Consider the following 25,659-nt stretch of genomic DNA (forward strand, 5'->3'; position numbering starts at 1 on the left):
GGTCATCCCGGTGGCTCGGAAGTCGTCCTCGACGGACCCGGAGAGCGGCCGGGACCTGGTTCGGGTGGCGGCCACCGGCGGGCGGGCCGCGCTGCTGACCACCGTGGCCGGCGCTCGTCACCCCGTGGGCGGGGTCGACCTGCTGGTGCTCGGCCCGCCGTACCCGCTGGCCGGGACCAGGTCCGACCCGAACAACAACTCACTGGTGCTGCGCGCCACGGTGGCCGGGGTGCGGATCCTGCTGGCCGGCGACGCGGAGACCGAGGAGCAGCACGCGATGGTGGCGCGGGCGACGCCCGGTCAGTTGCGGGCGGACGTGTTGAAGGTCGCGCATCACGGTTCGGCGTATCAGGACCAGGGCTTCCTCGACGCGGTGCGGCCGGCGGTGGCGCTCGTGCCGGTGGGCACGGGCAACACCTACGGGCACCCGAGTCCGGGGCTGCTTGCCCGACTGGGTGCCGGCGGCGTGCGGGTGCTGCGCACCGACACGGACGGCGATGTGGCGGCGATCCGAACGGGCAATGGTCTGGCGGTGGCCCGGCGAGGTGTGCCCGCAGGCCGACAACCCTGAGCGCGGGCCGACAACCCTGAGCGCGGGCCGGCGACCTTGAGCGCGGGCCGACGAAAGCTGAGCGCAGGCCGACGACGCTGAGCGTGGGCCGGCAACCCTGAGCGCCGGCAGTCTGGACCCGCGATGGCCGCCACGGTCGCTGATCAACTCGGGATCATTGAACCCGGGTTATCGCTGGCGGTCCGATAGCGCGGTTTCCTTGATCCCGTGTGGATCAAGGCGGACGGGCTCCGAATGGACGGGCGATTTGGGAATTAAGCGAATAATTGAGTTGGATGTCTGGATTTGCACTGTGTGCGGGCTGCGCCGATCAAGCAGCGAATGAGCAGGCACGATCCCGCCGCAGGCCGTGCGAATATGGGCGGCGTGACCCCCGCCAGCCTCGCCCCCATTCTGCTCGTCCTCGGTGACGAGGAACTGCTCGCCACGCGCGCGGTCACCGAAGCTGTCGCGAAGGTTCGCGGCGTCGACCCCGAGGTGGACGTCCGCGAATACCAGGCCAGCGCGCTCACCGTCGGCGAGATCGCCGAGATGCTCAGCCCTTCGCTGTTCGGCGGGCGGCGGCTGCTGATCCTGCGTTCCGGCCAGGATGCCCGCAAGGACCTGGTCGCCGCGCTGTTGGCGTACGCGAAGAACCCTGACCCGGACGTCCAACTGCTGGTGCTGCACCTGGGCGGCGCGAAGGGCAAGGCGTTCGCCGACGGCCTGCGGGCGGCCGGCGCGACTGTGGTCCCGGCCGCCAAGCTCAAGGGACACCGCGACCGGGTGGTCTTCGTCCGAGACGAGATCCGCCGGGCCGGCGGAAAGTGCACCGACGACGCCGCCGAGGCGCTCATCGCCGCGGTCGGCAACGACCTGCGGGAGCTGGCCGCCGCCTGCTCCCAGTTGATCGCCGACACCGATGGGCGGATCAGCGCCGAGACGGTGTCCCGTTACTACCGGGGTCGGGTCGAGGTGACCGGCTTCACGGTGGCGGACGCCACCATGGTCGGCGACGTGCCGGCCGCGCTTGAGGCGTTGCGCTGGGCCCTTCACGTCGGGGTCGACCCGGTGCCCATCGCCGACGCCTTGGCCGACGGGGTGCGCACGGTGGCCCGGGTGGCGTCGGCCGGGCGGGGCAGCCCGTACCAGCTCGCCAGCAGCCTCGGCATGCCCGCCTGGAAGATCGAACGGGCGCAGCGGCAGGGGCGGGGTTGGACGCCGGAGGGCCTGGTCCGGGCCATGCAGGTCGCCGCCGAGTGCAACGCGGCAGTCAAGGGCGGCTCCGACGACCGGGCGTACGCCCTGGAACGGGCGGTCTTCTCGGTCGCGGCGGCCCGGCAGGGCAGCACCAGGTGACGGGGGCGAACCGCCCAGCGTGGGCCGCCATCGGAGTGCACGATGAGCGTTATCGGCCGCTCTACGCCCGGCTCCTCGGCCTGCGGTTCGTCAACCCCGGCGGCGTGCTGTGCTTCCTCTTCTTCGAGGGCGCCATCGCTCTGGCGGTCCTGCTCGCCCTCGCCGAGTTGGTCAGCTGGTGGGCGGTGCTGGTGCTGCCCGTCGTGGTGGCGGCCATGGTCAAGCTCAACGACATGGTGGCCGCGATCGTGGTCCGTTCCGCCGCGCTCGTGCCCGAGCAGGAACGGGACCGGTTTCGCCGGCAGATGGAACCGGTGGTCGGCCGAGCCCGGGTGGAATGGGTCTCGCACAGCGTTCCCGGCGTGGTGATCACCGCCGACCCGCCGCCGGCTCCCCGGCGTGCCAACCCGTCAGACTGAGCGCCTACCTCCCGGCGGGGCCACGCGGAGAACGTCCGGCTCGGGGTGACACGGCCGGCCCTGCACACACGGAAGCCCCGGGCCTGGGCCCGGGGCTTTCCGAATCAGTCTGACGGTGAAGTCGTCAGGCGGAGAGCGCCACCACGCGCTTTGCGATCGCGGACTTGCGGTTCGCGGCCTGGTTGGAGTGGATCACGCCCTTGCTGACGGCCTTGTCCAGCTTGCGAGAGGCGTCCAGCATGAGCGCGGTCGCCTTCTCGACGTCACCGGCCTCGGCAGCCTCGTGGAACTTCCGGACGGCGGTCTTCAGCGACGACTTGACCGACTTGTTGCGCAGCCGGGCCTTCTCGTTCTGCCGGTTGCGCTTGATCTGGGACTTGATGTTCGCCACGCGACAGCCTCGTCTTGATAGCTCGGGTTGGTCAGCTTATTGCGCGTGATGACGAACATGCGTCATCGCTGCGCGAAGAGCCAGGTTACCAGGTCGCCCGGGACGAGCCAAAACGGCTCGGCCTTCGCGCGGACGGACCCGGCCCGTCGGGGACCAGGTTACGCCCCCGGCCACGCCGGCGGCTCACCGCCAGCCCGAGCCGCGACAGCGCCAGCCCTGACGCCAGCCCAGCCCGCGCCCCGGCCCGCCGTCACCGCCAGCCCCCGACGGCGGGCCAGCCAGTCGTCACCGCCAGCCCTGACGGCGAGCCAGCCAGTCGAGCGACTGTTCGCCGCTCCACCGCTGGTGGGCCGGCAGATGCGGCGAGGCCGTCGGCGGTGCCGCCGCGGCGCCGGTGAGGTAGTAGCCGGCCAACGCGGCCAGGGTCGCGTCCAGCGCGTCCACAGGCGCGCCGGCGGTGGCCGGGTGCGCGGCGAAGAGCCGGTCCGCGTCCAGCCCACTGGCGTACGCGGTGAGCAGCAGTCCGGCCAGGTCGAACCAGGCCGGCCCGGAGCAGACCCAGGTCCAGTCGCAGAACCAGGCTCGACCGTCCGCGCCGATCAGCACGTTGTCGACCCGCAGGTCGCCGTGGATCAGGCCGGTCGCCTCGGCGGCGTACCGGGGGAGGAGCGATTCCAACTCGACCAGCTCGGGCAGTCGGCCCAGGAGCGGCGCACGCAGTGGTGGGGTTGGCTCACGACCGGCGGCGACCTCCTCCCACCAGAGGATGTCCGACCGGGCCAGGTCGGCCAGGTGCGGCAGGCCGAGCGCGGTCAGCTCGCCCGGCGGGTCGGCCAGGGCGGCGGCGACCTGCGCGTACCCGGCGAGGGTGGCGTCCAACTCGGCGGGCGTCCAGGGCAGGCGTGGGGTGTGCCCGTCGACGGCGTCGGTGCACAGCACGAACCAGCCGGCCGCGGAGAGGGTCCACCGGGGGCGGGGCGCCGGCAGGTCCACCGGCAGCCGATCGAGGATCGCGGCCTCTCGGGCGTACCAGTCGACCAGATGCGGTTGCTCGACGGCGGGTGCGGCCTTGACGAAGGCCCGACCACCGTCTGCGCTGTCGAGCACGGCGGCGAACCCCCGGGTGAAGCCCGCGCCCGCGACCCGGGCGGTGACCACCGGCGAGCCGAGCCGTTCCGCGACCGCGGCCCGCAGCTCCGCCGGCAGCGCCGACCAGGACGGCCGCTGGGCGCTCGCGTGGTACGGCACCGGAGGCAGTTCGGGAGGGGACACCCCACCATGCTGCCCCGGGGTACGTGCGCGACGCACGGCGACACTGCCAGACTGCCAAGCCATGAGGACCGAGGACTTCTGGCAGCTGATCGACGAGGCGCGGGCCGGCGGCGGTGGTGAGCCCGGCCCGGTCGCCGCGCGGGCCGTCGCGCTGCTCGCCGAGCGCGACCCGGAGGACATCATCGGGTACGCGCGACACCAGACGCGGGTGCTGGCCGCCTCGCACAAGGCGGATCTGTGGGGCGCGGCGTACCTGATAAACGGTGGTGCCTCGGCCGACGGCTTCGAACACTTCCGGGGCTGGCTGATGACCCAGGGTCGGGCCGTCTTCGCCCGCGCGGTCGCCGAACCGGACTCGCTGGCCGAACTGCCCCAGGTGCGGGCGGCTTCGCTCAGCGGCGAGGAGTTCTCCGCCGAGCAGATGCTCTCGGTGCCCTGGGACGCGTACCGCAAGGCCACCGCGACCGACCTGCCGGCGGACCGCGACCCGGTGCGCACGCCCGACCTCAACGACTTCTGGGACTTCGACGAGGAGGACGAGGCCCGCCGCCGGCTGCCCCGGTTGGCCGCGCTCTTCGTCGAGCCGCCGATGGAGTGAGGGGTCCGCGGGCCGATCCATCGCCCGCGCAGTGGGCGCACCCCGGCGGCGTGGGAACATAGAGGGGGTCGGCGGCGCGCCGGCCTGTTCACGTCAGCCGACCAGAACGGACCGCTGTGCCACCGAAGCTCGATCCCGGCGCGAACGCCCCTGGTGCCACCGACCCCGGTCGCATCCGGAACTTCGGCATCATCGCCCACATCGACCACGGGAAGTCGACCCTGGCCGACCGGATGTTGCAGCTCACCGGTGTGGTCGACCCCCGGCAGATGCGCGCGCAGTACCTGGACCGGATGGACATCGAGCGCGAGCGCGGCATCACCATCAAGAGCCAGGCCGTCCGCATGCCGTGGACGATCCGCGAGGGTGAGCGGGCCGGCGAGCAGGCCGTGCTCAACATGATCGACACCCCGGGGCACGTGGACTTCACCTACGAGGTGTCCCGGTCGCTGGCCGCCTGCGAGGGCGCTGTACTGCTGGTCGACGCCGCCCAGGGCATCGAGGCGCAGACCCTGGCCAACCTCTACCTGGCGCTCGAGAACGACCTGCGCATCATCCCGGTGCTCAACAAGATCGACCTGCCGGCCGCCCAGCCGGAGAAGTACGCCGAGGAGTTGGCCCACCTCATCGGCGGCGACCCCGCCGACTGCATCCGGGTCTCCGGCAAGACCGGTGAGGGCGTCCCGTACCTGCTCGACGAGATCGTCCGGCAGTTCATCCCACCGGTCGGCGACGCCGAGGCGCCCGCCCGGGCGATGATCTTCGATTCGGTGTACGACGTCTACCGGGGCGTCGTCACGTACGTCCGGGTCATCGACGGCCGGATCAGCGCCCGCGACCGGATCAAGATGATGTCCACCGGGGCGGTGCACGAGCTGCTGGAGATCGGCGTCATCTCACCCGAGATGGTCAAGGCCGAGGCGCTCGGCGTCGGCGAGGTCGGCTACCTGATCACCGGAGTGAAGGACGTCCGGCAGTCCCGGGTCGGTGACACGGTCACCATCAACAGCCGGCCGGCGGCCGAGGCGTTGGGTGGCTACAAGGACCCGAAGCCGATGGTCTACTCCGGCCTCTACCCGATCGACGGGTCGGACTACCCGAACCTGCGCGAGGCGTTGGACAAGCTCAAGCTCAACGACGCCGCCCTGGACTACGAGCCGGAGACCTCCGGTGCGCTCGGCTTCGGCTTCCGTTGCGGCTTCCTCGGCCTGCTCCACCTGGAGATCATCCGGGAGCGGCTGGAGCGTGAGTACAACCTCGACCTGATCTCCACCGCGCCGAACGTCGTCTACCGGGCAATCACTGACGACGGCGAGGAGATCGTCGTCACCAACCCGAGCGAGTACCCCACCGGCAAGATCGCCGAGGTGTACGAGCCGGTGGTCCGGGCCACGGTGCTGACCCCGAACGACTACGTGGGCGCGGTGATGGAGCTCTGCCAGGGCCGGCGCGGCACCCTGCTCGGCATGGACTACCTCTCCGCCGACCGGGTGGAGCTGCGCTACACGCTGCCCCTCGCGGAGATCATCTACGACTTCTTCGACCAGCTGAAGAGCCGCACCAAGGGCTACGCCTCACTGGACTACGAGCCCTCCGCCGAGCAGGCGTCCGACCTGGTGAAGGTGGACATCCTCCTGCACGGCGAGCCGGTGGACGCGTTCAGCGCCATCGTGCACAAGGACAAGGCGTACAACTACGGCGTCACCATCGCCGCCAAGCTGCGCACGCTGATCCCGCGCCAGCAGTTCGAGGTGCCGATCCAGGCGGCGATCGGCAGCCGGGTCATCGCCCGGGAAACCATCCGGGCGATCCGGAAGGACGTTCTCGCCAAGTGCTACGGCGGTGACATCAGCCGCAAGCGCAAGCTGCTGGAGAAGCAGAAGGAAGGCAAGAAGCGGATGAAGATGGTCGGCCGGGTCGAGGTGCCGCAGGAGGCCTTCATCGCCGCCCTCTCCTCCGACTCCGGCGACGGCAAGGCCGCCGGCAAGAAGTAGTTCGCGACGCCGTACGCGCCCGGGTGCCACACGCGCCCGGGCGCGTCGCGTTTCAAGGCGTCCCGTGCGTCGCGTTTGAGGGCGTTCCGTGCGCTCGTCTGGCCCTGCGTGGCGTGGTTCGCCAGCGGTGTTGCAGTTGTGCACGCTTGGCGACAGGTCCTCGGACATGAGGGCGCGGCGAAGATCCGCGCGCGCTCGTCTGGCGTGGCTTGGCCTGCGCTGTCACGCCGCTCTGCGCTGTCACGCCGCTCTGCCGCCGCCGGGCCTGTTGGCCCGCCGTGACTGCCGGTTGGGCGGCGAGTGTGTGGCGGGCGCGAAAATTTCTGCCGTCGCTGTCGTTGGGGTCGGCGGGCCGACGAAACGGCCTTTTACCTGTGTGGACGCACTCGCGCGTCAATCGACGCACCTCCAGAACATTGACAACTGGCGTTGTCCCTTGAGGTGAGTCGGTTTGGGCTTTCGCTGGGTCGGGCACTTAGCCGTCACGACAGGAAGCACGCACATCGTGTGTCAGACATTCTTTAGAAGGAGGACGACCGTGGAGCTCACCGTGTGGGGCATCATCACTGCGATCGTTGTTGGTCTCATCGTTGGCGCGCTCGGCCGTCTGGTCGTCCCGGGCCGGCAGAACATGCCGATTTGGCTGCACATGCTGATCGGTATCGGCGCGGCGCTGCTGGGCACCGTCCTGGCGCGGGCCATCGGCATCGCGACCGAGACGAGTGGCGTCGACTGGGGCGAGCTGCTGGTGCAGGTCGTGGTTGCGGCGATCGCTGTCGCGCTGGTGGCTGGTGTGGGTGGCCGCCGCCGCGTGACCCGGTAACCATCGAGCCTCATCCCGCACCACCGCTACACCGCCGATGGGCGCCCGGCCGACAGGTCGGGCGCCCATCGGCGTTCTGCCCGCCACGATGGATATCGCCGTTATCGCCCGCCTCCCGCGCGGCGTCTCCGGCGCGTGGCCCTGGAACCTGCCCGTTGTGATGTCGGGGTGTCCGGGGCGGTATCGCCGCAGAAGCCACACCACCAACCCCCGCGAAAATCCATCTCGCCGCCGCGCATCGAGAGATCTTGGACAGTTTCCGTCCGTGCTGAACGGAAACTGTCCAAGATCTGGTCAGCTCCGTTGAACGACGCCATCCACCTCCGTCGGATGCGGCAGCGTTGGTGGCCGGGTGGCCGGCGGCGCTGGGGGTGGCGGCGGCGCCGGGGTGGAACGTGTTCATGTCGGCCAAATCGTGATCGTTTGGTGAGCGGAGTCGGTTTGGATTTTCGGTGGGTCGGGCAATTAACGGTCACGACAGGAAGCACACGCACCGTGTGTCAGACATTCTTGAAGGAGGGTGGCCGTGGAGCTCACCGTGTGGGGCATCATCACTGCGATCGTTGTTGGTCTCATCGTTGGCGCGCTCGGCCGTCTGGTCGTCCCGGGCCGGCAGAACATGCCGATCTGGTTGCACCTGCTGATCGGCGTCGGCGCCGCGCTGCTGGGCACCGTCCTGGCGCGGGCCATCGGCATCGCGACCGAGACCAGCGGGGTCGACTGGGGCGAGCTGCTGGTGCAGGTCGTGGTTGCGGCGATCGCTGTCGCTCTGGTGGCCGGCGTGGGTCGCCGCCGCAGCGTCACCCGATAACGACCCGGCATCATCTGCGAACAACCCACCACTGGTGGGACAGCACGACTGGAAAGAGCGCCCGGCCGAGAGCCGGGCGCTCTTTCGTGTTGAAGCGCCCGACTTTGGCCTGACGTCGGAGTGCCGATCGATGGGCCTCTGCGGTACGTTCGCCACGCTTCGGCCAGTCCCGCCCACTGTCGTAAAGGAATCCTCCGTACTAGGGTGCGGCGGAGAAGGTTAGTTCCAGGCGGCGCGAGGGGAGAAGTGGCGTGAACAGGTGGAAGCGGTTGGCCCCGGTCACCGCCATGGTGGCCTCGGCCGCGATGGTGCTGACCGGCTGTGGAGGCTCCAGCGACGACGCGGCCGACGACAGCAAGCTCACGGTCTGGATGATGGGCGAGGGCGGGGACGCGCAGAACTCCTTCCTCGACGGGGTTGAGGCCGAGTTCCGCCAGAAGCACCCCGACACCGATGTGGTCGTGCAGTACATCCCCTGGCTGGAGGCGCCCAAGAAGTTCCAGGCGGCGCTCGCCGGCGGTGAGGGACCGGACATCACCGAGCTGGGCAACACCGAGACTCAGGGTTGGGCCGCCCAGGAGGCGCTCGCCGACGTGAGCGGCCGGATGAGCGGCTGGGCCGATGGCAAGGACCTGCTGCCCGACCTGGTGCGCAACGCGCAGCTCGACGGCAAGCAGTACGGCGTGCCCTGGTACGCGGGTGTGCGGGCGATCTACTACCGCACCGACTGGTTCGCCGAGGCCGGCGTGCAGCCCCCGAAGACCTGGGACGACCTGGTCAGCGTGGCCAAGGCCGTGCAGGCGAAGAAGAAGGGCACCTACGGCATCGCGTTGCCGGGCAATTCCGAGCTGCCCTTCTACTCCTTCCTCTGGGGTGCGGGCGGCGAGATCGCCAGCAACCAGGGCGGCACCTGGAAGTCCGGCTACACCACGCCCGAGGCGCAGCGGGCCGTCAAGTTCTGGACCGACCTGGTGACCGTCCACAAGGTGGCCCCGCCGGCAGCCGCGGGCTGGAACGAGATCGACGCGCGTACCCAGTTCGCCACCGGCAAGGCCGCGATGGCCTTCGCCGGCAGCTGGCAGCAGGCTGCGATCAAGAAGGACAACCCCGAGATCGAGAAGGTCTGGGGTACGTTCCCGATCCCCGGCCCGGACGGCAAGGCGGCGCCCGCCTTCGCTGGTGGTTCGGACGTGGCGGTCTGGAAGGACAGCGAGCGGCAGGACCTGGCGTGGGACTACCTGACCGTGCTGCTGAACAAGAAGAACGCGCAGAGTTTCGCGAGCAGCCTCGGCTTCTTCCCGGTCTACCAGGATCTGGTCGCCGGTGACGCGTACGCGAACGACAAGGTGATGGCGTCGTTCGCCACCACCATGCAGAACACCAAGCTCACGCCGCTCACCCCGAAGTGGGTGGAGGTCAGCCGGACGAAGACGGTGACGCAGGCGATGAACAGCTCGGTCATGAAGGGTCAGAAGACGGTCGAGAAGGCCACCGCCGACGCGGCCGCCGAGATGGAAAGCATTCTCAACGCCAAGTGACCACGCTGACCGAGGGGCCGGAGACGGCCGCCGCGCGGGAGACCCCCGCGCGGCGGCGTCGCCGGGTGGACCGCCTGCCGTACCTGCTGCTCCTGCCCGCACTGCTGATCATCGGGGTGCTGCTGCTCTGGCCACTGGGCCAGGTGGTGGTGATGTCGTTCTTCCGGCTGAACAACGTCCGGCAACTGCGCGGCGATCGGGATTGGCCGTGGGTGGGGCTCGGCAACTACACCGACATCCTCTCCGATCCGTTCTTCCTGACGGTGCTGCGCAACACGGTCCTGTTCGCCGCGGCCAACGTGCTGCTCACGATGGTTCTCGGCACCCTGGTGGGGCTGCTGCTCAACCGGCTCGGTCGCAAGATGGCGACGTTCGTGGCCAGCTGCGTGATGCTCGCCTGGGCCACGCCGGCGTTGACCGGCACCATCGTCTGGAAATGGATCTTCGACGACACGAGCGGCCTGGTCACCTGGCTGTTCAACGCGTTGCCGGACGGGCTTTCGAACAGCCTGTTCGGGCGTAGTGACTGGACCGGCTACGGCTGGTTCAACGCCCCGTTGATGTTCTTCGCCATCCTCACGCTGGTGGTGGTCTGGCACTCGTTCCCGTTCATCGCGGTGAGCGTGCTCGCCGGCCTGAAGAGCGTGCCGAGTGAGCTGCACGAGGCGGCCCGGGTGGACGGCGCCAGCCCGTGGCGGGTCTTCTGGAAGATCACCTTCCCGTTGCTGCGCCCGGTCTTCGGGATCCTGATCGTGCTCTCCACGATCTGGGACTTCAAGGTCTTCACCCAGCAGTTCGTGCTGGCCGGCGGCACACAGGACCGGCCGACGTTCATGCTCGCCATCTACTCGTACGCCGAGGCTTTCTCGCCGCCGCCGAAGTACGGGCTCGGCGCGGCCATCGCGGTGATCCTCACGCTGATCCTGTTGGTGGTCACCGGCTTCTACGTACGCATGGTGCTCAGGCAGGAGGACGAGACGTGAAGAAGGTCGCCCTCAACGCCGCCGGGCTGCTGGTCGCGCTCTTCGCGGCGTTCCCGGTCTACTGGATGATCTCCACTTCGTTGAAGCCCAGCAACGAGATCTTCTCGGCCACCCCGCAACCGGTGCCGACCCATCCGACGTTGGCGCACTACCGGGAGATCCTGACCGGCAACCTGATCCCCGGCGTCAGCTTCTTCGACTTCTTCGTCAACAGTGCTTTGGTCGCCGTCTCCACTGTGGTGCTCAGCGGTCTGGTGGCGTTGCTCGCCGCGACCGCCGTGGCCCGGTTCCGGTTCCGGCTGCGGACCAGCTTCCTGATCATGCTGCTGGTGGTGCAGATGATCCCGTTGGAGGCGTTGGTCATTCCGCTGTTCCTGATGATCCAGCGACTGGGGCTCTACAACACCCTGCCCAGCCTGATCCTCACGTACCTCGGTTTCTCGCTGCCGTTCGCGGTCTGGATGCTGCGCGGCTTCGTCGCGGCGGTGCCGAAGGAACTGGAGGAGGCGGCGGCGATCGACGGGGCCAGTCGGGCCCAGACCTTCCGCCGGGTGCTCTTCCCGCTGGTCGCGCCCGGCCTGGTGGCGACCAGCATCTTCTCCTTCATCACGGCGTGGAACGAGCTGATCTTCGCGTTGACGTTCATCAACGACCAGGGGAGCTACACGCTGCCGGTGGCGATGACCTTCTTCTTCGGCCGGGACGACACCAACTGGGGGCCGGTGATGGCGGCGTCCACGCTGTTCACCCTGCCGGTCATCATCTTCTTCCTGCTGGTGCAGCGTCGGATGGTCTCCGGCCTGGTGGCCGGCGCCGTCAAGGGCTGACCCGCCGGCCGTGGACGACCGCCGGAGCCGGCGGTCAACCGCCGGGCAGGACGGTGAGCCCCGACCGGGCGACGATTTCCTGCAGTGCCGCCACGTGCCCGTCGAACGCTGCCCGACCGGCGCTGCTCAGGGTCACCGAGGTACGCGGGCGCTTGCCCACGAAGCTCTTGCGGATCGTCACGTACCCGGCCTGCTCCAGCGTGGTGAGCTGCTTGGACAGCGCCGAGTCGGAGAGCCCGAGGTGCTCGCGCAGGTAGCGGAACTCCGCCCACTCGGTGGCGGCGAGCAGGCTCACCAGGGACAGTCGGGTCGGCGCGTGGATCAGCTCGTCGAATCGGGGAGTGCTCACCGGCCGCCGCCAAGCGGTCGGGTGATCATCACCCTGCGAAGGTAGCGCATCAGCGGCAGCCCGGTGGCGGTCATCGCGGCGGCGGTGGTGATCGCGCCGATCGTCGCGGGCCAGGCCAGGCCGGCTGCCTCGGCGGCGAACCCGGTGCCGACGCTGAGCGCGACCAGGACGAGCACGTAACCGGCGATGGTGATCGCGCCGTGTACACCGATGAGGCTGGTGCGGACCTGGGCCCGGTGCCGCACCACGACTCGGCCCACGACGGCGGCCAGACCGATCGCGTACGCTACCGACCCGACCGCGACCACCCACGGCCGGTGGGTCTCCACGGCTGCGGTGAAGGCGATGATGAGCCCGCCCAGCGCGGGCCAGTACCAGTGGGGGATGAGGGTTGCGGTGACCACCTGGTCGCGGCGGGCGTGGATTTCGGCGAGTGCGTCGGCGGCCGACGCGGGAGTGGTGCCGGGCTCGGTCATCGCAAGCTCCTTGAGAAAAAGGCGAGTACTTTCCCGTCAGGCAAGTAGAGCACATGCTTTCCCAATGGGAAAGTACTTTCCATCCCGGGCGAGAGGGGGTGGGAGGTGGAGCTTCCGGGCGGCGGCTCGCCGTTAGGCTGACGGCCATGACGGGCAGGGTGGCAGCGGTGAACCTCGGCATCGTGACCGAGGCGGGATGGGCCGGCGACGCGAGCGGTCGCAGCGGCATCGACAAGCGACCGGTCGACGGCCCGGTGTCTGTGCTCACCGCCGGCCTGGCCGGCGACTTCATCGGTGAGCGCGCCCATCATGGCGGCCCTGACCAGGCGGTCTACGTCTACGCCGAGGAAGACGCCGCCTGGTGGATGGCCGAACTGGGTCGCCCCATACCGCCCGGTGGCTTCGGCGAGAACCTGACCACCTACGCGGTCGACGTGACGGCTGCCGTGATCGGCGAGCAGTGGCAGGTCGGCACCGCCCTGCTACAGGTCACCAAGCCGCGCACCCCCTGCACCACGTTCGCCGGGTTCTGGGGCGTACCGGATCTGATCAAGCGGTTCACCGTCCGGGCGTCGCCCGGGGCCTACCTGCGGGTGCTGCGGGAGGGGGAGGTTGGCGCGGGCGACCCGGTCGAGGTGGTGGACCGGCCGGCGCACGGTGTGACCATCGGCGAGGTGTTCCGGGCGACGAGCCTGGAGCCGGAGTTGCTGCCCCGCCTGCTGGAGGCGCCCGGCCTGCCGGAGTCGATCCGGGCGAAGGTCCGTCGCCGCCTCGGCGCACAGGGCTGATCTGCCGGCCGGGGGGTCGCCGGTCCCGTAGGGTCGTCCACGGAAGGCGTGCGGCGTGGCCGGATGGGGCGCGAGGTCGATGGCAGCGGACGGTGTCACCGGGGCGGTAACGGCAACCCCGCCGGATCCGGCCCGCCCGGCGTTCCTGGAGCTCTTCTTCGACCTGGTCTTCGTCTTCGCGCTGGCTGCCCTGGCCAAGGAGTTGGCCCAGGATCTGACCTGGACCGGCGTCGCCGAGACGCTGGTGCTGCTGCTCGCGTTCACGCTGATCTGGGCGCTGACGACGTGGTCGGCGGACGTCGTCAACCTGGTTCGCCCGGTGGTGCAGGTGCAGGTCATCGCGGTGGCGGGGGCCAGTTTGCTGCTGGGCGCGGCCGTGGCCGGAGCGTACGACCGGCACGGGCTGCTGTTCGCGACCACCTACCTGCTCATCCGCCTCGGTTCGGCAAGCTATTACCTGCTGGTTATCCGGGACAAGACGCGTCGCAGCGGTCGGATCCTCTGCTGGGAGGCTGTCGCCGGCATCGGTTGGGTTGGTGGGGCGCTCGCCGACGGCCCGACCCGGCTGCTGCTGTGGGCGTTCGCCGTCGCCGTCGAGTACACCGCCGCGGCACTCGGCTGGCCGGTGCCCCGACTCGGCCGATCACAGCCGCAGGAGTGGCGGTTCGTGGGTGAGCGGTTGGCCGAGCGCTACCGGCAGTTCGTCATCATCGCCCTTGGCGTGGCGCTTCTCGTGACCGGGACGATGTTCAGCCTGAGCGATTATCAGATGGACCGGGGCGGGGCCCTGCTGGTGGTGTTCACCAGCGTGGTGCTGATGTGGCGGATCTACATCTACCGTGCCGGTGAACTGCTGACCGAGGCGATCGCCCGCTCGACGAACCCGACGTTGCTCACCCAGTCGGCCGCCATCACGCATCTGATCATGGTGATCGGCATCGGCGGTGTGGCGGTCAGCAGCCACCTCGTTCTGGGTCGCCCGTCGGGGGAGACGCCCGCGTCGTGGGCGGCGGTCATCCTCGGTGCACCGGCGCTGTTCCTGGTCGGCCGCGGCGTGCTGGACTACACCGTGTTCGGCCGGGTCTCCCGATCCCGGCTGGGCGGGTTGGTGCTGCTGGCCGGCCTCGCGCCGGTCACGCCCCTCCTTCCACCGGTGGGGGTCGCGGTGTTGGCCATGACCGTGCTGGCCCTGATCGCCGCGGCGAACCTGCTGAGCACCCGGCTGCACGCGCGTGTGCCGGCCCCGCCGACACTGGGTGGCCCCTCAGCCGGCCGGCGCCACGCGGACCAGCCGTGAGCCGGCGGCCAGCGCCCCTCCGACCAGGATGAGCAGCAGGACCAGGTTCGCCGCCACCAGGACGCCCAGTGGCGGCAGCAGGGTCGCCGCGGGCGCGAGGGCGCACAGCGCCACCACCCCGAGCGCCCGCGACCAGAGGACCCGGCCGGTCAGCACCGCGTCGAACAGGCAACTTCCGACCAGGAACAGGGCCGGTCCGCCGAGGACGACGGCCACCAGTGCCCCCGACGCGCTCCCGGAGGGCCGTTCGATGACCAGCGAGATGCTGGCCGAGACGGCCACCACCCCGGCCGTCATCACCAGATGGCTGTACGAGGTGGAGGTGCCCGGGCGGACCCGCTCCACCACCATGACGCCTGGATCCGCGAGGATCTGCCGGGCCCGCTGGAAGTAGAGCTGGAACAGCAGGACCGCGCTGGCGAACGCGACGGCGCTCGCGGCGACGGGGCCAGGCTCGAAGCCGCTGCCGGCCAGCCCTATGCCGATCGAGAGGATCAGTTCGCCGAGCGCGATGATGAAGATCTCCCGGTGCCGCTCGGAGAGATGGGCTCCGGTGAAGATCTGGCTGGCGAGCTCGGTGCGCCCGAGCCGCGGCGTGGGCCAGCCGAGCCGGGCCGAGCCGAGGTCGATCGCCGCCGCGAGCGACCAGAGCGCCAGCCGGGTCGTACCGTCCGCGAATGCCCCGGCCACCCAGGGGACGGCGGTGACGCCGAACCAGAAGAACACCCGGATGCTTCGGGCCTGGATCGGAGGGTTCACCCGCGTGCCGGGGATGAGCACGGCGTCCCGGACCAGGTGGATGCCGAAGTACGCGGCGACGAAGAGCCAGCCGTGGTCGGCGAAGGCGTACGGGGTCGCGATCGCCATCAGCAGGGTGCCGAACATGACCAGCAGGACGGTGGCCTGGATGATCGGCAGCCGTGGGTTGAACAGGTCGGTGAGCCATGCGGTCAGCACCCAGACCCACCAGGCCGCCAGCAACAGGACGGCGGCCTGCGCCGCGCCCCGGACGGTGAGGTCGTGGGCGAGCTCCACGGCGAGTCGGGAGAACAGAAAGATGTAGACCAGGTCGAAGAAGAGTTCCAGGAAGGTCGGATACGCCGGCTCACCCCGCCGACGAAGGATTCGGGGGAGCGGGCTGGACGTCACCGTGTCTGCCTCCTGTGGCAACCCGCACCCGGGGGCGGAGGAGCTGGCAACCTGGCACTGCGTATGACCCGCCACGCTACCGAACCCGCCGGTCGGCCGACGCCAAAAGGCCCCCGGGTCATCCATGAAGGGACGACCGGGGGCCTTTCGCTACCTCAGCGGAGCCAGGGGATGTTGCGGTCGAGCAGGCCGCGCTCCTTGAGCTCCTTGCGCAGCGGGATCTCGTCGTCGACGTACCCGTCCCAGTTGATGCCCCAGTAGTTGGCGGTGTGGGTGCCCTCGCCGATCAGCTGGCGCTGCACCGGGGTGCGGTTGCGGTACCACTCGCCGTTCACGTCGGGGTGCAGCTCGTCCAGCGGGCGGATCCACCGGTAGGTGTAGCCGACGAAGAGCATCTTGCGGGTGATGGTCGACAGGTTCGTCGACCGCGAGTGCCACTGCCGGCGGTCGAAGATGAAGGCGTCGCCCGGGTTGGCGGTGATCTCCACCGTGCCCTCCGGGTCGGGGTTCTGCACGGTGAGGTCCGCCGGTCGGGGCAGCGAGTTCTTCAGGTGGCTGCCCGGGATGACCTTGGTGGCGCCACGGCCGGTCTCGGAGAGGTCCGACAGCACGTACGCGACCTTCAGCGAGAACATCGGCCGAGGCAGGTTCGGGTCCATCGTCTCCGGGTCGGAGTTCTGCCGGTACCCGTCCTGGTGCCAACCCCAGTACGGCTTCTCCGGCTCGGCGGCCGGCGGGGTGACGTCCAGGTGGTTGTGGTGGGTGTAGATGTTCCAGCCGGCCAGCCCCCACATGTACGGGAAGGCGATCGGGTGGGTCAGCAGCTCACCGAAGAGCTCGTCGCGCTCCAGGAAGCCCAGCAGGTGCAGGGTGCCGTCCTTCTTGGTGGTGCCCTTCGCCTGTTCCTCCGCGTAGACGCGGTCGACCGCTGCCTCCAGCGCCGCCCGGTGGTCCTCCGTCAGGACGTTGCGCAGCAGGAGGAAACCCTGCTCGTGGAACTCCTTGCGGTCAATGTCGCTGATCGGTTCGTAACCGGTCCGGTCGCCGTAATCGAACACCGCGTCGTACCCCTCCCCATGAGGTGAAACCTTTTCTGGCACAGGCCGCCGATCGTAACGCGGTGTCCCAGGCATCGGGGAGGGTGTGTTCGGGGATTGGGGCGGAGTGGGACCCCGCGCAGCGAGAGAAACGCACAGAGTGAGATCTAGGTGATCAATAGCGGGATTTCACGCACTTTGCCGGATTGTGCGGTCACTGCCGGTTAAGAGATCCGGGGTGATCAACCTTCGTTGAACACCTCGGCCACCACCTGAGCGGCGGGGCCCTGCTGTCCGCTCACCCGGCCCCACGAGCCGTCGCGCGCGGTCCACTCCAGGTCGCCGAAGCGGACCCGCTTCACCCCGTGGTCCTGGGCGTGTGAGACCAGCCAGTGCGCGTACCGCCAGCCGTCGCGTTGGTCGCCCGGGGTCACCGCCAACCCGGTCGCCTCGGTCGGGTCGGTGCCCTTCAAGCCCCAGTCCAGCACCAGGTTGCGGGCCAGCTGCGCCGCCGCCGCCGCGCCATGCATCGCCGGGGTGCGGCCCACCGTGCAGGCGACCGCGCCGCTGGCGTCGCCGAGCAGCGCCCGGCTGAGCACCTCGGAGTCGCCGGCCCACTTCTGGTACGCCTCGGGGAACGCCGAGCGCTGCACCCGCTGGGCGGCATCGGTGATCCGCATCTTCTCCCAGCCGCGCACCTTCTTCAGGGCCGCGTAGAACCGGTTGGCCGCGTAGCGCGGATCGCGGATCTGCGCCGGGGTGCCCCAGCCCTGGCTCGGTCGCTGCTGGAACAGGCCGACCGAGTCGCGGTCGCCGTCGGCGAGATTGCGCAGTCCGGACTCCTGGTACGCGGTGGCTAGCGCGACCACGACGGCCCGCTCGGGCATTCCACGCTTCGCGCCGATCGCCGCGATGGTCGCCGCGTTGGCCATCTGGTCAGCGTCCAGCGCGACCCGCCCATCGGCCTGCACTGTGCACTTCCGTGCCACCAGCGGCAACTTGAGGTTGTCACCGACCTGCCGTACCACGAGCCAGATCGCGATCACGGCGATGAGGATGAGCGCCACTCCACCCGCCACGGTTGCCCGAGTTCGCACCCACACCCCCAGCTCGACAGTCTGCCAAGCGTACGTCCCCGCACGCCCTCTCCGGGTCGTCCGAGCGGTTCGGGCCCGGTTCGGCCAGCTCCGACCAGTTCGGGGTCGGCTCCGTTGTCGCGTGCCGGTTGGCGACGTTCCCGCTCCGGTGGCGATCTCACCTGCTCGGTCGTTCTGTCACCCGCCCCCGAAGGTGGGCTGTCGTGCGCGTCACCGGGTGGGCGACGACGGGAAGCGATTGACCGGTCAAGGACTTAGCGCTGTTGACATGTCAATCCGACCTACCGCCTGTACCCGGCGCGTCGGTCACCGAACGAGGAGGAGTTCCAATGGGAACGCTCGACGGCAAGGTCGTGCTGATCACCGGCACCGGCGGCGGCCTGGGCCGCGTCGCGGCGCTGACCTTCGCCCGCGAGGGCGCGAAGGTCGTCGGGGCCGACCTCCAGGTAACCGGTAACGACGAGACGGTCGAACTCGTCCGCGCCGCAGGCGGGGAGATGACCGGCATCGCGCCGGTCGACCTCACCGACCCCGAGCAGGTACGCAAGCTCGTCGACGACGCTGCCGCCGCCTACGGCGGACTCGACGTCGTCTACAACAACGCGGCCGCGCTCCGCTTCGGCCCGATGCCCGACTTCTCCGTGCAGGACTGGCGCTACACCATCACCGGAGAACTCGACATTCCGTACTTCGTGTCGAAGTTCGCCTGGCCGCACCTTGTCCGGCGCGGTGGGGGCGTCATCATCAGCGCCGCCTCCATGGCCGGGATGATCGGCGGTCACGTGCCGCCGATGGTCGGCCACACCGCCGCGAACGCCGGCATCATCGGCATGACGCGACAGCTCGCGCTCGAAGGCGCGCCGCACGGGATCCGCGCGGTGGCGGTCAGCCCCGGCCCCACCCTCACCCCGGCCAGCGAACGCGACCTCGGTGACAACCAGGAGGCACGGGACGCCATCACCGCCAAGACGCTCCTCAAGCGTTTCGCGCGCCCCGAGGAGATCGTCGAACTGGTGGTCTTCCTCGCGTCCGACCGGGCGTCGTACATCACCGGGGCGAACTACCCGGTCGACGGCGGCGCGACCGCCTGGTGAGCCGATCCTGGGGCGCCGCCGCTCCCCGGCGGCGCCCCGACCCTCAGTCGTCCAGGGCGGGCACCCAGCGCGCCGGTCGACGTTCGCGGAAGGCCATGACCCCCTCGCGCCCCTCGTCGGAGAGGAAGTAACCGGTCGAGACGGCGGACAGCCGGGCCAGCTCGGCACGCAGCTCGGCGGTACCCGGTCGGCGCAGCAACTCCTTGGCGCCGGCCAACGCGCCCGGCGCGCCGCGCACCAGCGAGTCGCAGTAGCCCCGTACCGCGTCGTCCAGCCCGTCCGCCGGGACCGACGCCGTGACCAGGCCGATCTCGGCGGCCCGGCGACCGTCGAAGGTGTCCCCGGTCAGGTACAGCTCGGCGGCGGCACGGGAGTGCAGCCGGGGCAGCACGGTCGCCGAGATCACCGCCGGGATCACCCCGATGCGTACCTCGGTGAACGCGAACGTCGCCTCGTCCGCGCAGACCGCCAGGTCGGCGGCGGCGATCAGGCCGAGCCCACCGGCCCGCGCCGGCCCGCCGACCCGGGCCAGCACCGGCTTCGGGCACTCCCAGAGCGCCGCGAGCACGTCGCCCAGCATGCCGGCCGGCACCGTCCCGCTGGCGTACGCCGCGGCGGTCTCCTTCAGGTCCGCGCCCGAGCAGAACACCGGGCCGGTGTGGTCGAGCACGATCACTCGGACCGCCTCGTCGGCCACCGCGCCCGCCAGCCCGGACAGCAGCTGCGTCATCAGGCCGGTGGAGAGCGCATTGCGGTTGTGCGGGCTGTCCAGGGTGAGGGTGGTCACCCCACGGGCCGTGGCGACCCGCACGAGGACGTCGGGAGAGGTCATGCCGGGCACACTAGTGGCCATGCCCGGCGTCCTTCCAGATGGTGAGACCGTCCCCGTCGACGGCTCGTTGCCCGCCACCGCCACTGCCGCGGTCGGCGCGCGCGGCTTCGGCGTGTACGTGCACGTGCCGTTCTGCGCCAGTCGCTGCGGCTACTGCGACTTCAACACCTACACGGCTGCGGAACTGGGCGGCGGTGCCAGCCGCGAGGGGTACGCCGACACCGTCCTGGCCGAGCTGAAGCTCGCCACCCGGGTGCTGGGCGACAACCCGCCGCCCCGGGTCGACACGGTCTTCGTCGGCGGCGGCACGCCCACCCTGCTCCCCGCCGACGACCTGGCCCGCATCCTCGACGGCATCGACCGCACCTGGGGGCTGGCCGCCGACGCCGAGGTGACCACCGAGGCCAACCCCGAGTCGGTCACCCCGGAATCGTTGAAGCTGCTGCGGGCGGCCGGCTACACCCGGATCTCGCTGGGCATGCAGTCCGCCTCCCCGGGCGTGCTGGCGATCCTGGATCGCAAACACAGCGCCGGACGGGCCACCGCCGCCGCCCTGGAGGCGCGCGACGCCGGGTTCGAGCACGTCAACCTGGACCTGATCTACGGCACCCCGGGGGAGCGGGCCGAGGACTTCGCCGCCTCGCTGGAGCAGGTCGTCGCCGCCGGGGTGGACCACGTCAGCGCGTACGCCCTGATCGTCGAGGACGGCACCCGGCTCGCCGCCCGGATGCGGCGCGGCGAGCTGGCGTACCCCAGTGACGACGTGGCCGCGGATCGCTACCTGGCCGCGGAGGCCGCGCTCGACGCGGCCGGTCTCTCCTGGTACGAGGTCTCCAACTGGGCCCGCACCGAGGAGGCCCGCTGCCGGCACAACCTGCTCTACTGGACCGGCGCGGACTGGTGGGGACTGGGGCCGGGGGCGCACAGCCACGTCGGTGGGGTGCGCTGGTGGAACGTGAAACACCCCTCGGCGTACGCCCAGCGGTTGGCCGCCGGCGCCTCTCCCGGCCTGGCCCGCGAGGTGCTCACCGCCGACGAGGCGCACATGGAGGACGTGATGCTCCGGCTGCGGCTGGCCAGTGGCCTTCCGCTGGCGGTGCTCGACGCCACCGGCCGGGCCGGCGCCGAGCGGGCGCTGGCCGACGGCCTGCTGGCCGCCGACGAGTACGCCGGCGGCCGGGCGGTGCTCACCCTGCGCGGGCGGCTGCTCGCCGACGCGGTCGTCCGCGACCTGCTGCCCTGAGCGGCCCGCTGCCCCCGGACCGGGGCAGCGGTGGTCCGGACCGGCCGGGGGAGCGGCCGGCTCGGCTCACTTGATGAAGCTGGCGGAGAGCGGGTAGCGGTAGAGCTGACCCTCGTTGGCCTTGATGCCGGCGATGATGCCGAACACGGCGCCGAGGATGAGGGCCGCCGCGACCCCGATGAACCCGATCAGGATGCAGGACAGGACCCAGCCGACCAGGCCGACGATCGACCAGATGAGCTGGAAGTTGAGTGCCGCCACAGCGTGTGCCCGGACGGTCGGGGACTGGCTGCCCCGCGCCAGCATCGCCACCAGCGGGCCGATCCAGCCGAGCACGCCACCGCTGATGATCATTCCGGCGGCGCCGCCGAAGTGCGCGACCAACGCCCAGGTCTTGTCCTCGTTGTTGGCGTAGCCGCCGCCGGGACCGCCGTAGGCCCCACCGGTCGGATAGCCGCCGGGCGGGGGGTAGCCCCCGGGCGGGGGATAGCCGGCCGGTGGGTAGCCGCCTGACGGCGGTGGGTCACCGGTGGGCGGCGGATAGCCACCGGCCGGGGGATAGCCGGCCGGGCCGGGTGCGCCGGACAGTGGGGCGGTGGGCGGCTCGGCCGACGGGGGCAGGCCCGGGGACGTCGGCTCCGGCGGGTAGTTGCCGGGGTCACCCGAGCCGGGAGGGCGAGGAGGTTCAGTCATGGATGTCACGGTAGGGGCCCGTGGCAACGCCGCACCAGAGCGACACCGTCCGGGGGTGCGGGCCGATCGGCCCAGTGGGGTGGCGCGGGCCGCACCGACCGGTGGCCGTTGATCATCGCGTCGGCGGGCCTGCCGACGTAGACTGGCACTCGTTACAGTCGAGTGCCAGGACGGCTCGGCCGGCCCAGGGCGCCGGCGGCCGACGTGCGACAGGAGGTGCGGAGGATGGGTCTCGACGACCGGAAACTCGCCGTGCTCCGCGCCATCGTCGAAGACTACGTCTCCACCCAGGAGCCGGTCGGCAGCAAGGCGCTGGTCGAGCGGCACCAGCTCGGGGTCTCCCCGGCCACGGTCCGCAACGACATGGCCGTGCTGGAGGAGGAGGGCTACATCCGGCAGCCGCACACCAGTGCCGGCCGGGTGCCCACCGACCGCGGCTACCGCCTCTTCGTCGACCGGTTGTCCCGGGTCAAGCCGCTGAGCCCGGCCGAGCGCCGGGCCATCGAGCGCTTCCTGGTCGGCGCGGTCGACCTCGACGACGTGGTGCACCGCACGGTGCGGCTGCTCGCCCAGTTGACCCGGCAGGTCGCCGTCGTGCAGTACCCGAGCCTGGCCCGCTCCTCGGTGCGTCACCTGGAGCTGGTGCCGATCTCCACCACCCGGCTGATGCTCGTCATGATCGCGGACACCGGGCGGGTGGAGCAGCGACTCGTGGAGCTGCCCGGGCCGGTGCCCGCCGACGACGTCACCGACCTGCGCCGACTGATCAACGAGAAGCTCGCCAACGCCCGACTGTCCGAGACGCCACCGCTGGTGCAGGCGCTGGTCGAGGAGGCACCGACCGGGCTGCGGCCGACCATGACCACACTCGCCACCGTGCTGTTGGAGACACTGGTCGAACGGCACGAGGAGCGGATCGCGCTCGCCGGCACCGCCAACCTCACCCGGGGTGGCCTGCTCGACTTCCAGGGCTCCCTGCGGCCGATCCTTGAGGCTCTGGAGGAGGAGGTCGTGCTGCTCAAGCTCATCGGTGAGACCGAGCCGAGCACGACCCGGGTGCTGATCGGCGACGAGAACGAGTTCGACAACCTGCGCGCCGCCTCGGTGGTCAGCACCGGGTACGGCCCGGGCACCACCATCGTGGGCGGCCTGGGGGTGCTGGGGCCCACCCGGATGGACTACCCCGGCAACATCGCCACGGTGCGCGCCGTGGCACGCTACGTGGGCGAGTTGCTGGCCCAGAACTGATTGGTCAGGGCCGACGCGGCCGGCTGCGGCCGCCGACCGGCGCAACGCGAGACGAACATGAGGACACGGAACGCAGTGGCCAGGGACTACTACGGCATTCTCGGTGTGAGCCGGGAAGCCTCCGATGATGAGATCAAGCGCGCCTACCGCAAGCTGGCGCGCCAGTTCCACCCGGACGTCAATCCGGACCCGGAGGCTCAGGAGAAGTTCAAGGACATCAACGCCGCGTACGAGGTCCTCTCGGACGACCGCAAGCGGCAGATCGTCGACCTGGGTGGCGACCCGCTCGCCCCGGGTGGCGGCGGCGCTGGCGGCCCGGGTGGCCCCGGCGGTGCCGGACCGTTCGTCGGTTTCCAGGACATCATGGACGCCTTCTTCGGCGGTGCGGGAGGTGGCGCCCGTGGCCCACGGCCGCGTACCCGCCCGGGCGCCGACGCGATCCTGCGGCTCGAACTCGACCTGCACGAGACGGCGTTCGGCGTCGAGGCCCCGATCACCGTCGACACCGCTGTGCTCTGCACCACCTGCTCGGGCGCTGGCACGGCAGCCGGCACGCACCTGGCGACCTGTGAGGCGTGCGGCGGTCGGGGCGAGGTGCAGTCGGTGCAGCGCACCTTCCTCGGCCAGGTGGTCTCCGCCCGGCCGTGCACCGTGTGCCAGGGCTACGGCACCACCATCCCGCACCCCTGCCCCACCTGCGCCGGCGACGGCCGGGTGCGGACCCGCCGCTCGCTGACCGTCAAGATCCCGGCCGGCGTCGAGGACGGCATGCGGATCCGGCTGGCCCAGCAGGGCGAGGTGGGCCCCGGTGGGGGCACCGCCGGTGACCTCTACGTGGAGATCCACGAGCGCCCGCACGACGTGTACTCCCGCAAGGGCGACGACCTGCACTGCCGGGTCACCGTGCCGATGACGGCGGCGGCGCTGGGCACCCGGCTGACCATCAAGACGCTGGACAGCGAGGAGACCGTCGACGTCAAGGCCGGCACCCAGCCGGCCAGCACGCTGCGACTGCGCGCCCGGGGCGTGCCGCACCTGCGCGGCACCGGCCGGGGCGACCTCTACGTGCACCTGGACGTGCGGACGCCGACCAAGCTCGACCCGGACCAGGAGAAGATGCTGCGCGACTTCGCCAAGACCCGTGGTGAGGAGGTCGCCGAGCTGTCCAAGCAGGGCGGCTTCTTCTCCCGGATGCGCGACGCGTTCAACGGGCACGCCTGAGGTGTCCGCACCGCTGTTCCTGGTCGAGGCGTTGCCCACCGGCGCCGCGCTGACCCTGGACGGCCCGGAGGGGCACCACGCCGCCACCGTGCAGCGACTGCGCGTCGGCGAGGAACTGCTGCTCGCCGACGGCCGGGGTGGCACGGCCGCCGCCGTGGTCACGGCCGTCGGCCGGGGCAGCCTTGAGGTCACCGTCACCTCCCGGGGGTACGCGGACGCGCCCGTACCCCGGCTGGTGACCGTGCAGGGCATCGCCAAGGGCGACCGGGGTGAGCTGGCCGTGCAGGCGATGACCGAGGTCGGGGTGGACGAGATCGTGCCCTGGGCGGCATCGCGTTCGGTGGCCCAGTGGCGCGGCGACCGGGGCGTACGCGCCCGGGAGAAGTGGGTGGCCACCGCGCGGGAGGCGGCCAAGCAGGCCCGCCGCCCGTGGCTGCCGGTGGTGGCCGGTGCGCCGGACGAGTCCACCGCGACGGTGGCCCGCCGGATCGCCGGTGCCGCCGCCGGGTTCGTGCTGCACGAGGAGGCCGAGGAACGGCTCACCACCGCCGAGCTGCCCTCCGCCGGTGAGATCGTGCTGGTGGTCGGTCCGGAGGGTGGCATCGCCCCGGCCGAGCTGACCTCCTTCGCCGAGGCCGGCGGGCGACCCGTACGCCTCGGGCCGGCCGTGCTGCGCACCTCCACCGCCGGGGTGGCGGCCCTCAGTGTGCTCGCCACCCGGCTCGGCCGCTGGTAGTCCGACCGCTCGGGACCGGCTCCGTGCGCCGACCCGCAGCCCTCTGGGTCAGCTGCGCAGGTAGGAGGCGCCGTTGAGGTCGACGATCGTGCCGGAGGTCCACTCGGCCTGCGGCGAGGCCAGCCAGTGCACGGCGGCGGCGATCTCCTCCGGTTTGCCCACCCGGTCGAACGGGCTCTGCGCCCGGATCGCCGCGCCCTCCTCACCGCGCAGGTACTCGGTGACCATGTCGGTCGCCACGAAGCCCGGCGCGACGGTGGCGACCGCGATGCCGTACGGCGCGAGCGCCACGGCGAGGGACTGACCCAGCGCGTTCAGCCCCGCCTTGCTGGCGCCGTACGCCGGCTGGTGCGGTTCGCCGCGGAACGCGCCACGGGACGAGACGTTGACGATCCGCCCGCCGCGTTCGCGCATGTGCTGGGCGGCGCACCAGATGACGTTGCCGGCACCGGTCAGGTTGGTGTCCAACACCTGCCGCCAGCGCTGCTGCCACTCCTCGTACGAGGCGCCGAAGATCGGGTGCGGGTCGTCGCGGTCGCCGTACGTCCCGGCGTTGTTGACCAGCACGTCCAGTCCGCCGAGCAGCTCGGCGGCCCGGTCGACCATGACCCGGACCGCGTCCGGATCGGTGAGGTCGGCGCGGACCACCACGTGCCCCGCGCCGGGTAGCCGCGCGCGCAGTTGCTCGGCCGCGTCGGCCGAGTCGCGGTGGTGGATGGCCACCCGGTCCCCGCTGGCCGCGAACGCCTCCGCCACCGCACGGCCGATGCCACGCGAAGCCCCGGTCACGAGTACCGCCCGATCCGTCATGCCGGCCATCCTGCCTCAGCCGTA

Annotated in this window: 27 protein-coding genes; 17 read left to right on the forward strand and 10 right to left on the reverse strand. The window is 70.9% G+C overall.

The features are described from left to right. From DLJ59_RS21860 to DLJ59_RS21870, 3 genes are all read left to right on the forward strand, one after another. The coding region (locus DLJ59_RS21860; protein ID WP_425271449.1) for a ComEC/Rec2 family competence protein at positions 1 to 571 on the forward strand (571 nt) is incomplete at its 5' end. Between the two features lie 357 nt (positions 572 to 928). Then, positions 929 to 1,909, forward strand: coding sequence for a DNA polymerase III subunit delta (holA, locus tag DLJ59_RS21865; protein WP_124774496.1), 981 nt, complete (start codon positions 929 to 931; stop codon positions 1,907 to 1,909). Next, complete coding sequence (locus tag DLJ59_RS21870; RefSeq protein WP_208648789.1) at positions 1,906 to 2,328, forward strand: hypothetical protein; 423 nt, start codon at positions 1,906 to 1,908, stop codon at positions 2,326 to 2,328. The genes holA and DLJ59_RS21870 overlap by 4 nt, the downstream gene beginning before the upstream one ends. A 124-nt stretch (positions 2,329 to 2,452) precedes the next feature. Here the strand turns inward: DLJ59_RS21870 and rpsT are convergent, their stop codons facing one another. Then, positions 2,453 to 2,719: a 30S ribosomal protein S20 gene (gene rpsT / locus DLJ59_RS21875; protein ID WP_030336508.1), complete on the reverse strand. Its 267-nt coding sequence runs from the start codon at positions 2,717 to 2,719 to the stop codon at positions 2,453 to 2,455. A gap of 285 nt (positions 2,720 to 3,004) precedes the next feature. Further along, positions 3,005 to 3,991, reverse strand: a complete 987-nt coding sequence (locus DLJ59_RS21880; RefSeq protein ID WP_124774497.1) for a phosphotransferase family protein — start codon at positions 3,989 to 3,991, stop codon at positions 3,005 to 3,007. A gap of 61 nt (positions 3,992 to 4,052) precedes the next feature. On the opposite strand from DLJ59_RS21880, the gene DLJ59_RS21885 reads away from it, so the two are divergent. The 7 genes from DLJ59_RS21885 to DLJ59_RS21915 all read left to right on the forward strand — a co-directional run bounded on the left by DLJ59_RS21885 (position 4,053) and on the right by DLJ59_RS21915 (position 11,565). Next, the gene (locus tag DLJ59_RS21885; RefSeq protein WP_124774498.1) at positions 4,053 to 4,589 is read left to right on the forward strand and encodes a DUF4240 domain-containing protein; all 537 of its coding nucleotides are present in this window, start codon (positions 4,053 to 4,055) and stop codon (positions 4,587 to 4,589) included. A 116-nt stretch (positions 4,590 to 4,705) separates the two neighbouring features. Beyond that, a complete protein-coding gene (gene lepA / locus DLJ59_RS21890; protein WP_124774499.1) occupies positions 4,706 to 6,583 on the forward strand; it encodes a translation elongation factor 4 in 1,878 nt (625 codons plus the stop codon). Between the two features lie 538 nt (positions 6,584 to 7,121). After that, complete coding sequence (locus DLJ59_RS21895; protein ID WP_124774500.1) at positions 7,122 to 7,406, forward strand: GlsB/YeaQ/YmgE family stress response membrane protein; 285 nt, start codon at positions 7,122 to 7,124, stop codon at positions 7,404 to 7,406. A 526-nt stretch (positions 7,407 to 7,932) separates the two neighbouring features. Then, positions 7,933 to 8,217: a GlsB/YeaQ/YmgE family stress response membrane protein gene (locus tag DLJ59_RS21900; protein WP_124774501.1), complete on the forward strand. Its 285-nt coding sequence runs from the start codon at positions 7,933 to 7,935 to the stop codon at positions 8,215 to 8,217. 251 nt (positions 8,218 to 8,468) lie between these two features. Next, positions 8,469 to 9,755 (forward strand): sugar ABC transporter substrate-binding protein, encoded by a 1,287-nt coding sequence (locus tag DLJ59_RS21905; protein ID WP_124774502.1) that lies wholly within the window; start codon positions 8,469 to 8,471, stop codon positions 9,753 to 9,755. Further along, positions 9,752 to 10,738, forward strand: coding sequence for a carbohydrate ABC transporter permease (locus tag DLJ59_RS21910; protein ID WP_124774503.1), 987 nt, complete (start codon positions 9,752 to 9,754; stop codon positions 10,736 to 10,738). The genes DLJ59_RS21905 and DLJ59_RS21910 overlap by 4 nt, the downstream gene beginning before the upstream one ends. Continuing rightward, entirely contained in the window at positions 10,735 to 11,565 is an 831-nt protein-coding gene (locus tag DLJ59_RS21915; RefSeq protein ID WP_124774504.1) for a carbohydrate ABC transporter permease, read from the forward strand. The genes DLJ59_RS21910 and DLJ59_RS21915 overlap by 4 nt, the downstream gene beginning before the upstream one ends. A 34-nt stretch (positions 11,566 to 11,599) precedes the next feature. Here DLJ59_RS21915 and DLJ59_RS21920 read toward each other — a convergent pair whose 3' ends face one another. Further along, complete coding sequence (locus DLJ59_RS21920; RefSeq protein WP_124774505.1) at positions 11,600 to 11,914, reverse strand: winged helix-turn-helix domain-containing protein; 315 nt, start codon at positions 11,912 to 11,914, stop codon at positions 11,600 to 11,602. Next, entirely contained in the window at positions 11,911 to 12,390 is a 480-nt protein-coding gene (locus DLJ59_RS21925) for a hypothetical protein (protein ID WP_124774506.1), read from the reverse strand. The genes DLJ59_RS21920 and DLJ59_RS21925 overlap by 4 nt, the downstream gene beginning before the upstream one ends. 146 nt (positions 12,391 to 12,536) lie before the next feature. Here DLJ59_RS21925 and DLJ59_RS21930 point away from each other — a divergent pair, with 146 nt between their 5' ends. Together DLJ59_RS21930 and DLJ59_RS21935 are read left to right on the forward strand one after the other, a co-directional pair. Next, the gene (locus DLJ59_RS21930; protein WP_124774507.1) at positions 12,537 to 13,178 is read left to right on the forward strand and encodes an MOSC domain-containing protein; all 642 of its coding nucleotides are present in this window, start codon (positions 12,537 to 12,539) and stop codon (positions 13,176 to 13,178) included. Positions 13,179 to 13,257: 79 nt separating this feature from the next. After that, positions 13,258 to 14,475 (forward strand): low temperature requirement protein A, encoded by a 1,218-nt coding sequence (locus tag DLJ59_RS21935; protein WP_124774508.1) that lies wholly within the window; start codon positions 13,258 to 13,260, stop codon positions 14,473 to 14,475. Here DLJ59_RS21935 and DLJ59_RS21940 read toward each other — a convergent pair. The 3 genes from DLJ59_RS21940 to DLJ59_RS21950 form a co-directional block, all read right to left on the reverse strand. After that, positions 14,443 to 15,624: a low temperature requirement protein A gene (locus DLJ59_RS21940; protein ID WP_158630888.1), complete on the reverse strand. Its 1,182-nt coding sequence runs from the start codon at positions 15,622 to 15,624 to the stop codon at positions 14,443 to 14,445. The genes DLJ59_RS21935 and DLJ59_RS21940 overlap by 33 nt on opposite strands. Positions 15,625 to 15,779: 155 nt before the next feature. After that, positions 15,780 to 16,682: a phytanoyl-CoA dioxygenase family protein gene (locus tag DLJ59_RS21945; protein WP_112604298.1), complete on the reverse strand. Its 903-nt coding sequence runs from the start codon at positions 16,680 to 16,682 to the stop codon at positions 15,780 to 15,782. Between the two features lie 221 nt (positions 16,683 to 16,903). Beyond that, on the reverse strand, positions 16,904 to 17,704 hold the full coding sequence (locus tag DLJ59_RS21950) for a hypothetical protein (RefSeq protein ID WP_425271450.1): 801 nt from the start codon (positions 17,702 to 17,704) through the stop codon (positions 16,904 to 16,906). Between the two features lie 383 nt (positions 17,705 to 18,087). Between DLJ59_RS21950 and DLJ59_RS21955 the strand changes: the two genes are divergently transcribed. Then, positions 18,088 to 18,852 carry an SDR family NAD(P)-dependent oxidoreductase gene (locus DLJ59_RS21955; protein WP_124774511.1) on the forward strand — a complete coding sequence of 255 codons (765 nt, stop codon included), beginning with the start codon at positions 18,088 to 18,090 and terminating at the stop codon, positions 18,850 to 18,852. 43 nt (positions 18,853 to 18,895) lie between these two features. Here DLJ59_RS21955 and DLJ59_RS21960 read toward each other — a convergent pair whose 3' ends face one another. Further along, the gene (locus DLJ59_RS21960; protein WP_124774512.1) at positions 18,896 to 19,684 is read right to left on the reverse strand and encodes an enoyl-CoA hydratase-related protein; all 789 of its coding nucleotides are present in this window, start codon (positions 19,682 to 19,684) and stop codon (positions 18,896 to 18,898) included. 19 nt (positions 19,685 to 19,703) lie between these two features. Between DLJ59_RS21960 and hemW the strand changes: the two genes are divergently transcribed. Next, a complete protein-coding gene (hemW, locus tag DLJ59_RS21965; RefSeq protein ID WP_208648791.1) occupies positions 19,704 to 20,927 on the forward strand; it encodes a radical SAM family heme chaperone HemW in 1,224 nt (407 codons plus the stop codon). A gap of 66 nt (positions 20,928 to 20,993) precedes the next feature. Here the strand turns inward: hemW and DLJ59_RS21970 are convergent, their stop codons facing one another. After that, positions 20,994 to 21,620 (reverse strand): DUF4870 domain-containing protein, encoded by a 627-nt coding sequence (locus tag DLJ59_RS21970; protein WP_124774514.1) that lies wholly within the window; start codon positions 21,618 to 21,620, stop codon positions 20,994 to 20,996. Positions 21,621 to 21,845: 225 nt separating this feature from the next. Between DLJ59_RS21970 and hrcA the strand changes: the two genes are divergently transcribed. The 3 genes from hrcA to DLJ59_RS21985 all read left to right on the forward strand — a co-directional run bounded on the left by hrcA (position 21,846) and on the right by DLJ59_RS21985 (position 24,825). Then, complete coding sequence (gene hrcA, locus DLJ59_RS21975; protein WP_091409786.1) at positions 21,846 to 22,868, forward strand: heat-inducible transcriptional repressor HrcA; 1,023 nt, start codon at positions 21,846 to 21,848, stop codon at positions 22,866 to 22,868. Positions 22,869 to 22,943: 75 nt separating this feature from the next. Further along, complete coding sequence (gene dnaJ / locus DLJ59_RS21980; protein WP_181518639.1) at positions 22,944 to 24,089, forward strand: molecular chaperone DnaJ; 1,146 nt, start codon at positions 22,944 to 22,946, stop codon at positions 24,087 to 24,089. 1 nt (position 24,090) lies between these two features. After that, entirely contained in the window at positions 24,091 to 24,825 is a 735-nt protein-coding gene (locus tag DLJ59_RS21985; RefSeq protein WP_124774515.1) for a 16S rRNA (uracil(1498)-N(3))-methyltransferase, read from the forward strand. A gap of 48 nt (positions 24,826 to 24,873) precedes the next feature. Here the strand turns inward: DLJ59_RS21985 and DLJ59_RS21990 are convergent, their stop codons facing one another. Further along, positions 24,874 to 25,635, reverse strand: a complete 762-nt coding sequence (locus DLJ59_RS21990) for an SDR family NAD(P)-dependent oxidoreductase (protein ID WP_124774516.1) — start codon at positions 25,633 to 25,635, stop codon at positions 24,874 to 24,876. Between the last annotated feature and the right edge of the window lie 24 nt (positions 25,636 to 25,659).

The organism is Micromonospora inaquosa, assembly GCF_003857055.1.
Taxonomy (GTDB): Bacteria; Actinomycetota; Actinomycetes; order Mycobacteriales; family Micromonosporaceae; genus Micromonospora; species Micromonospora inaquosa.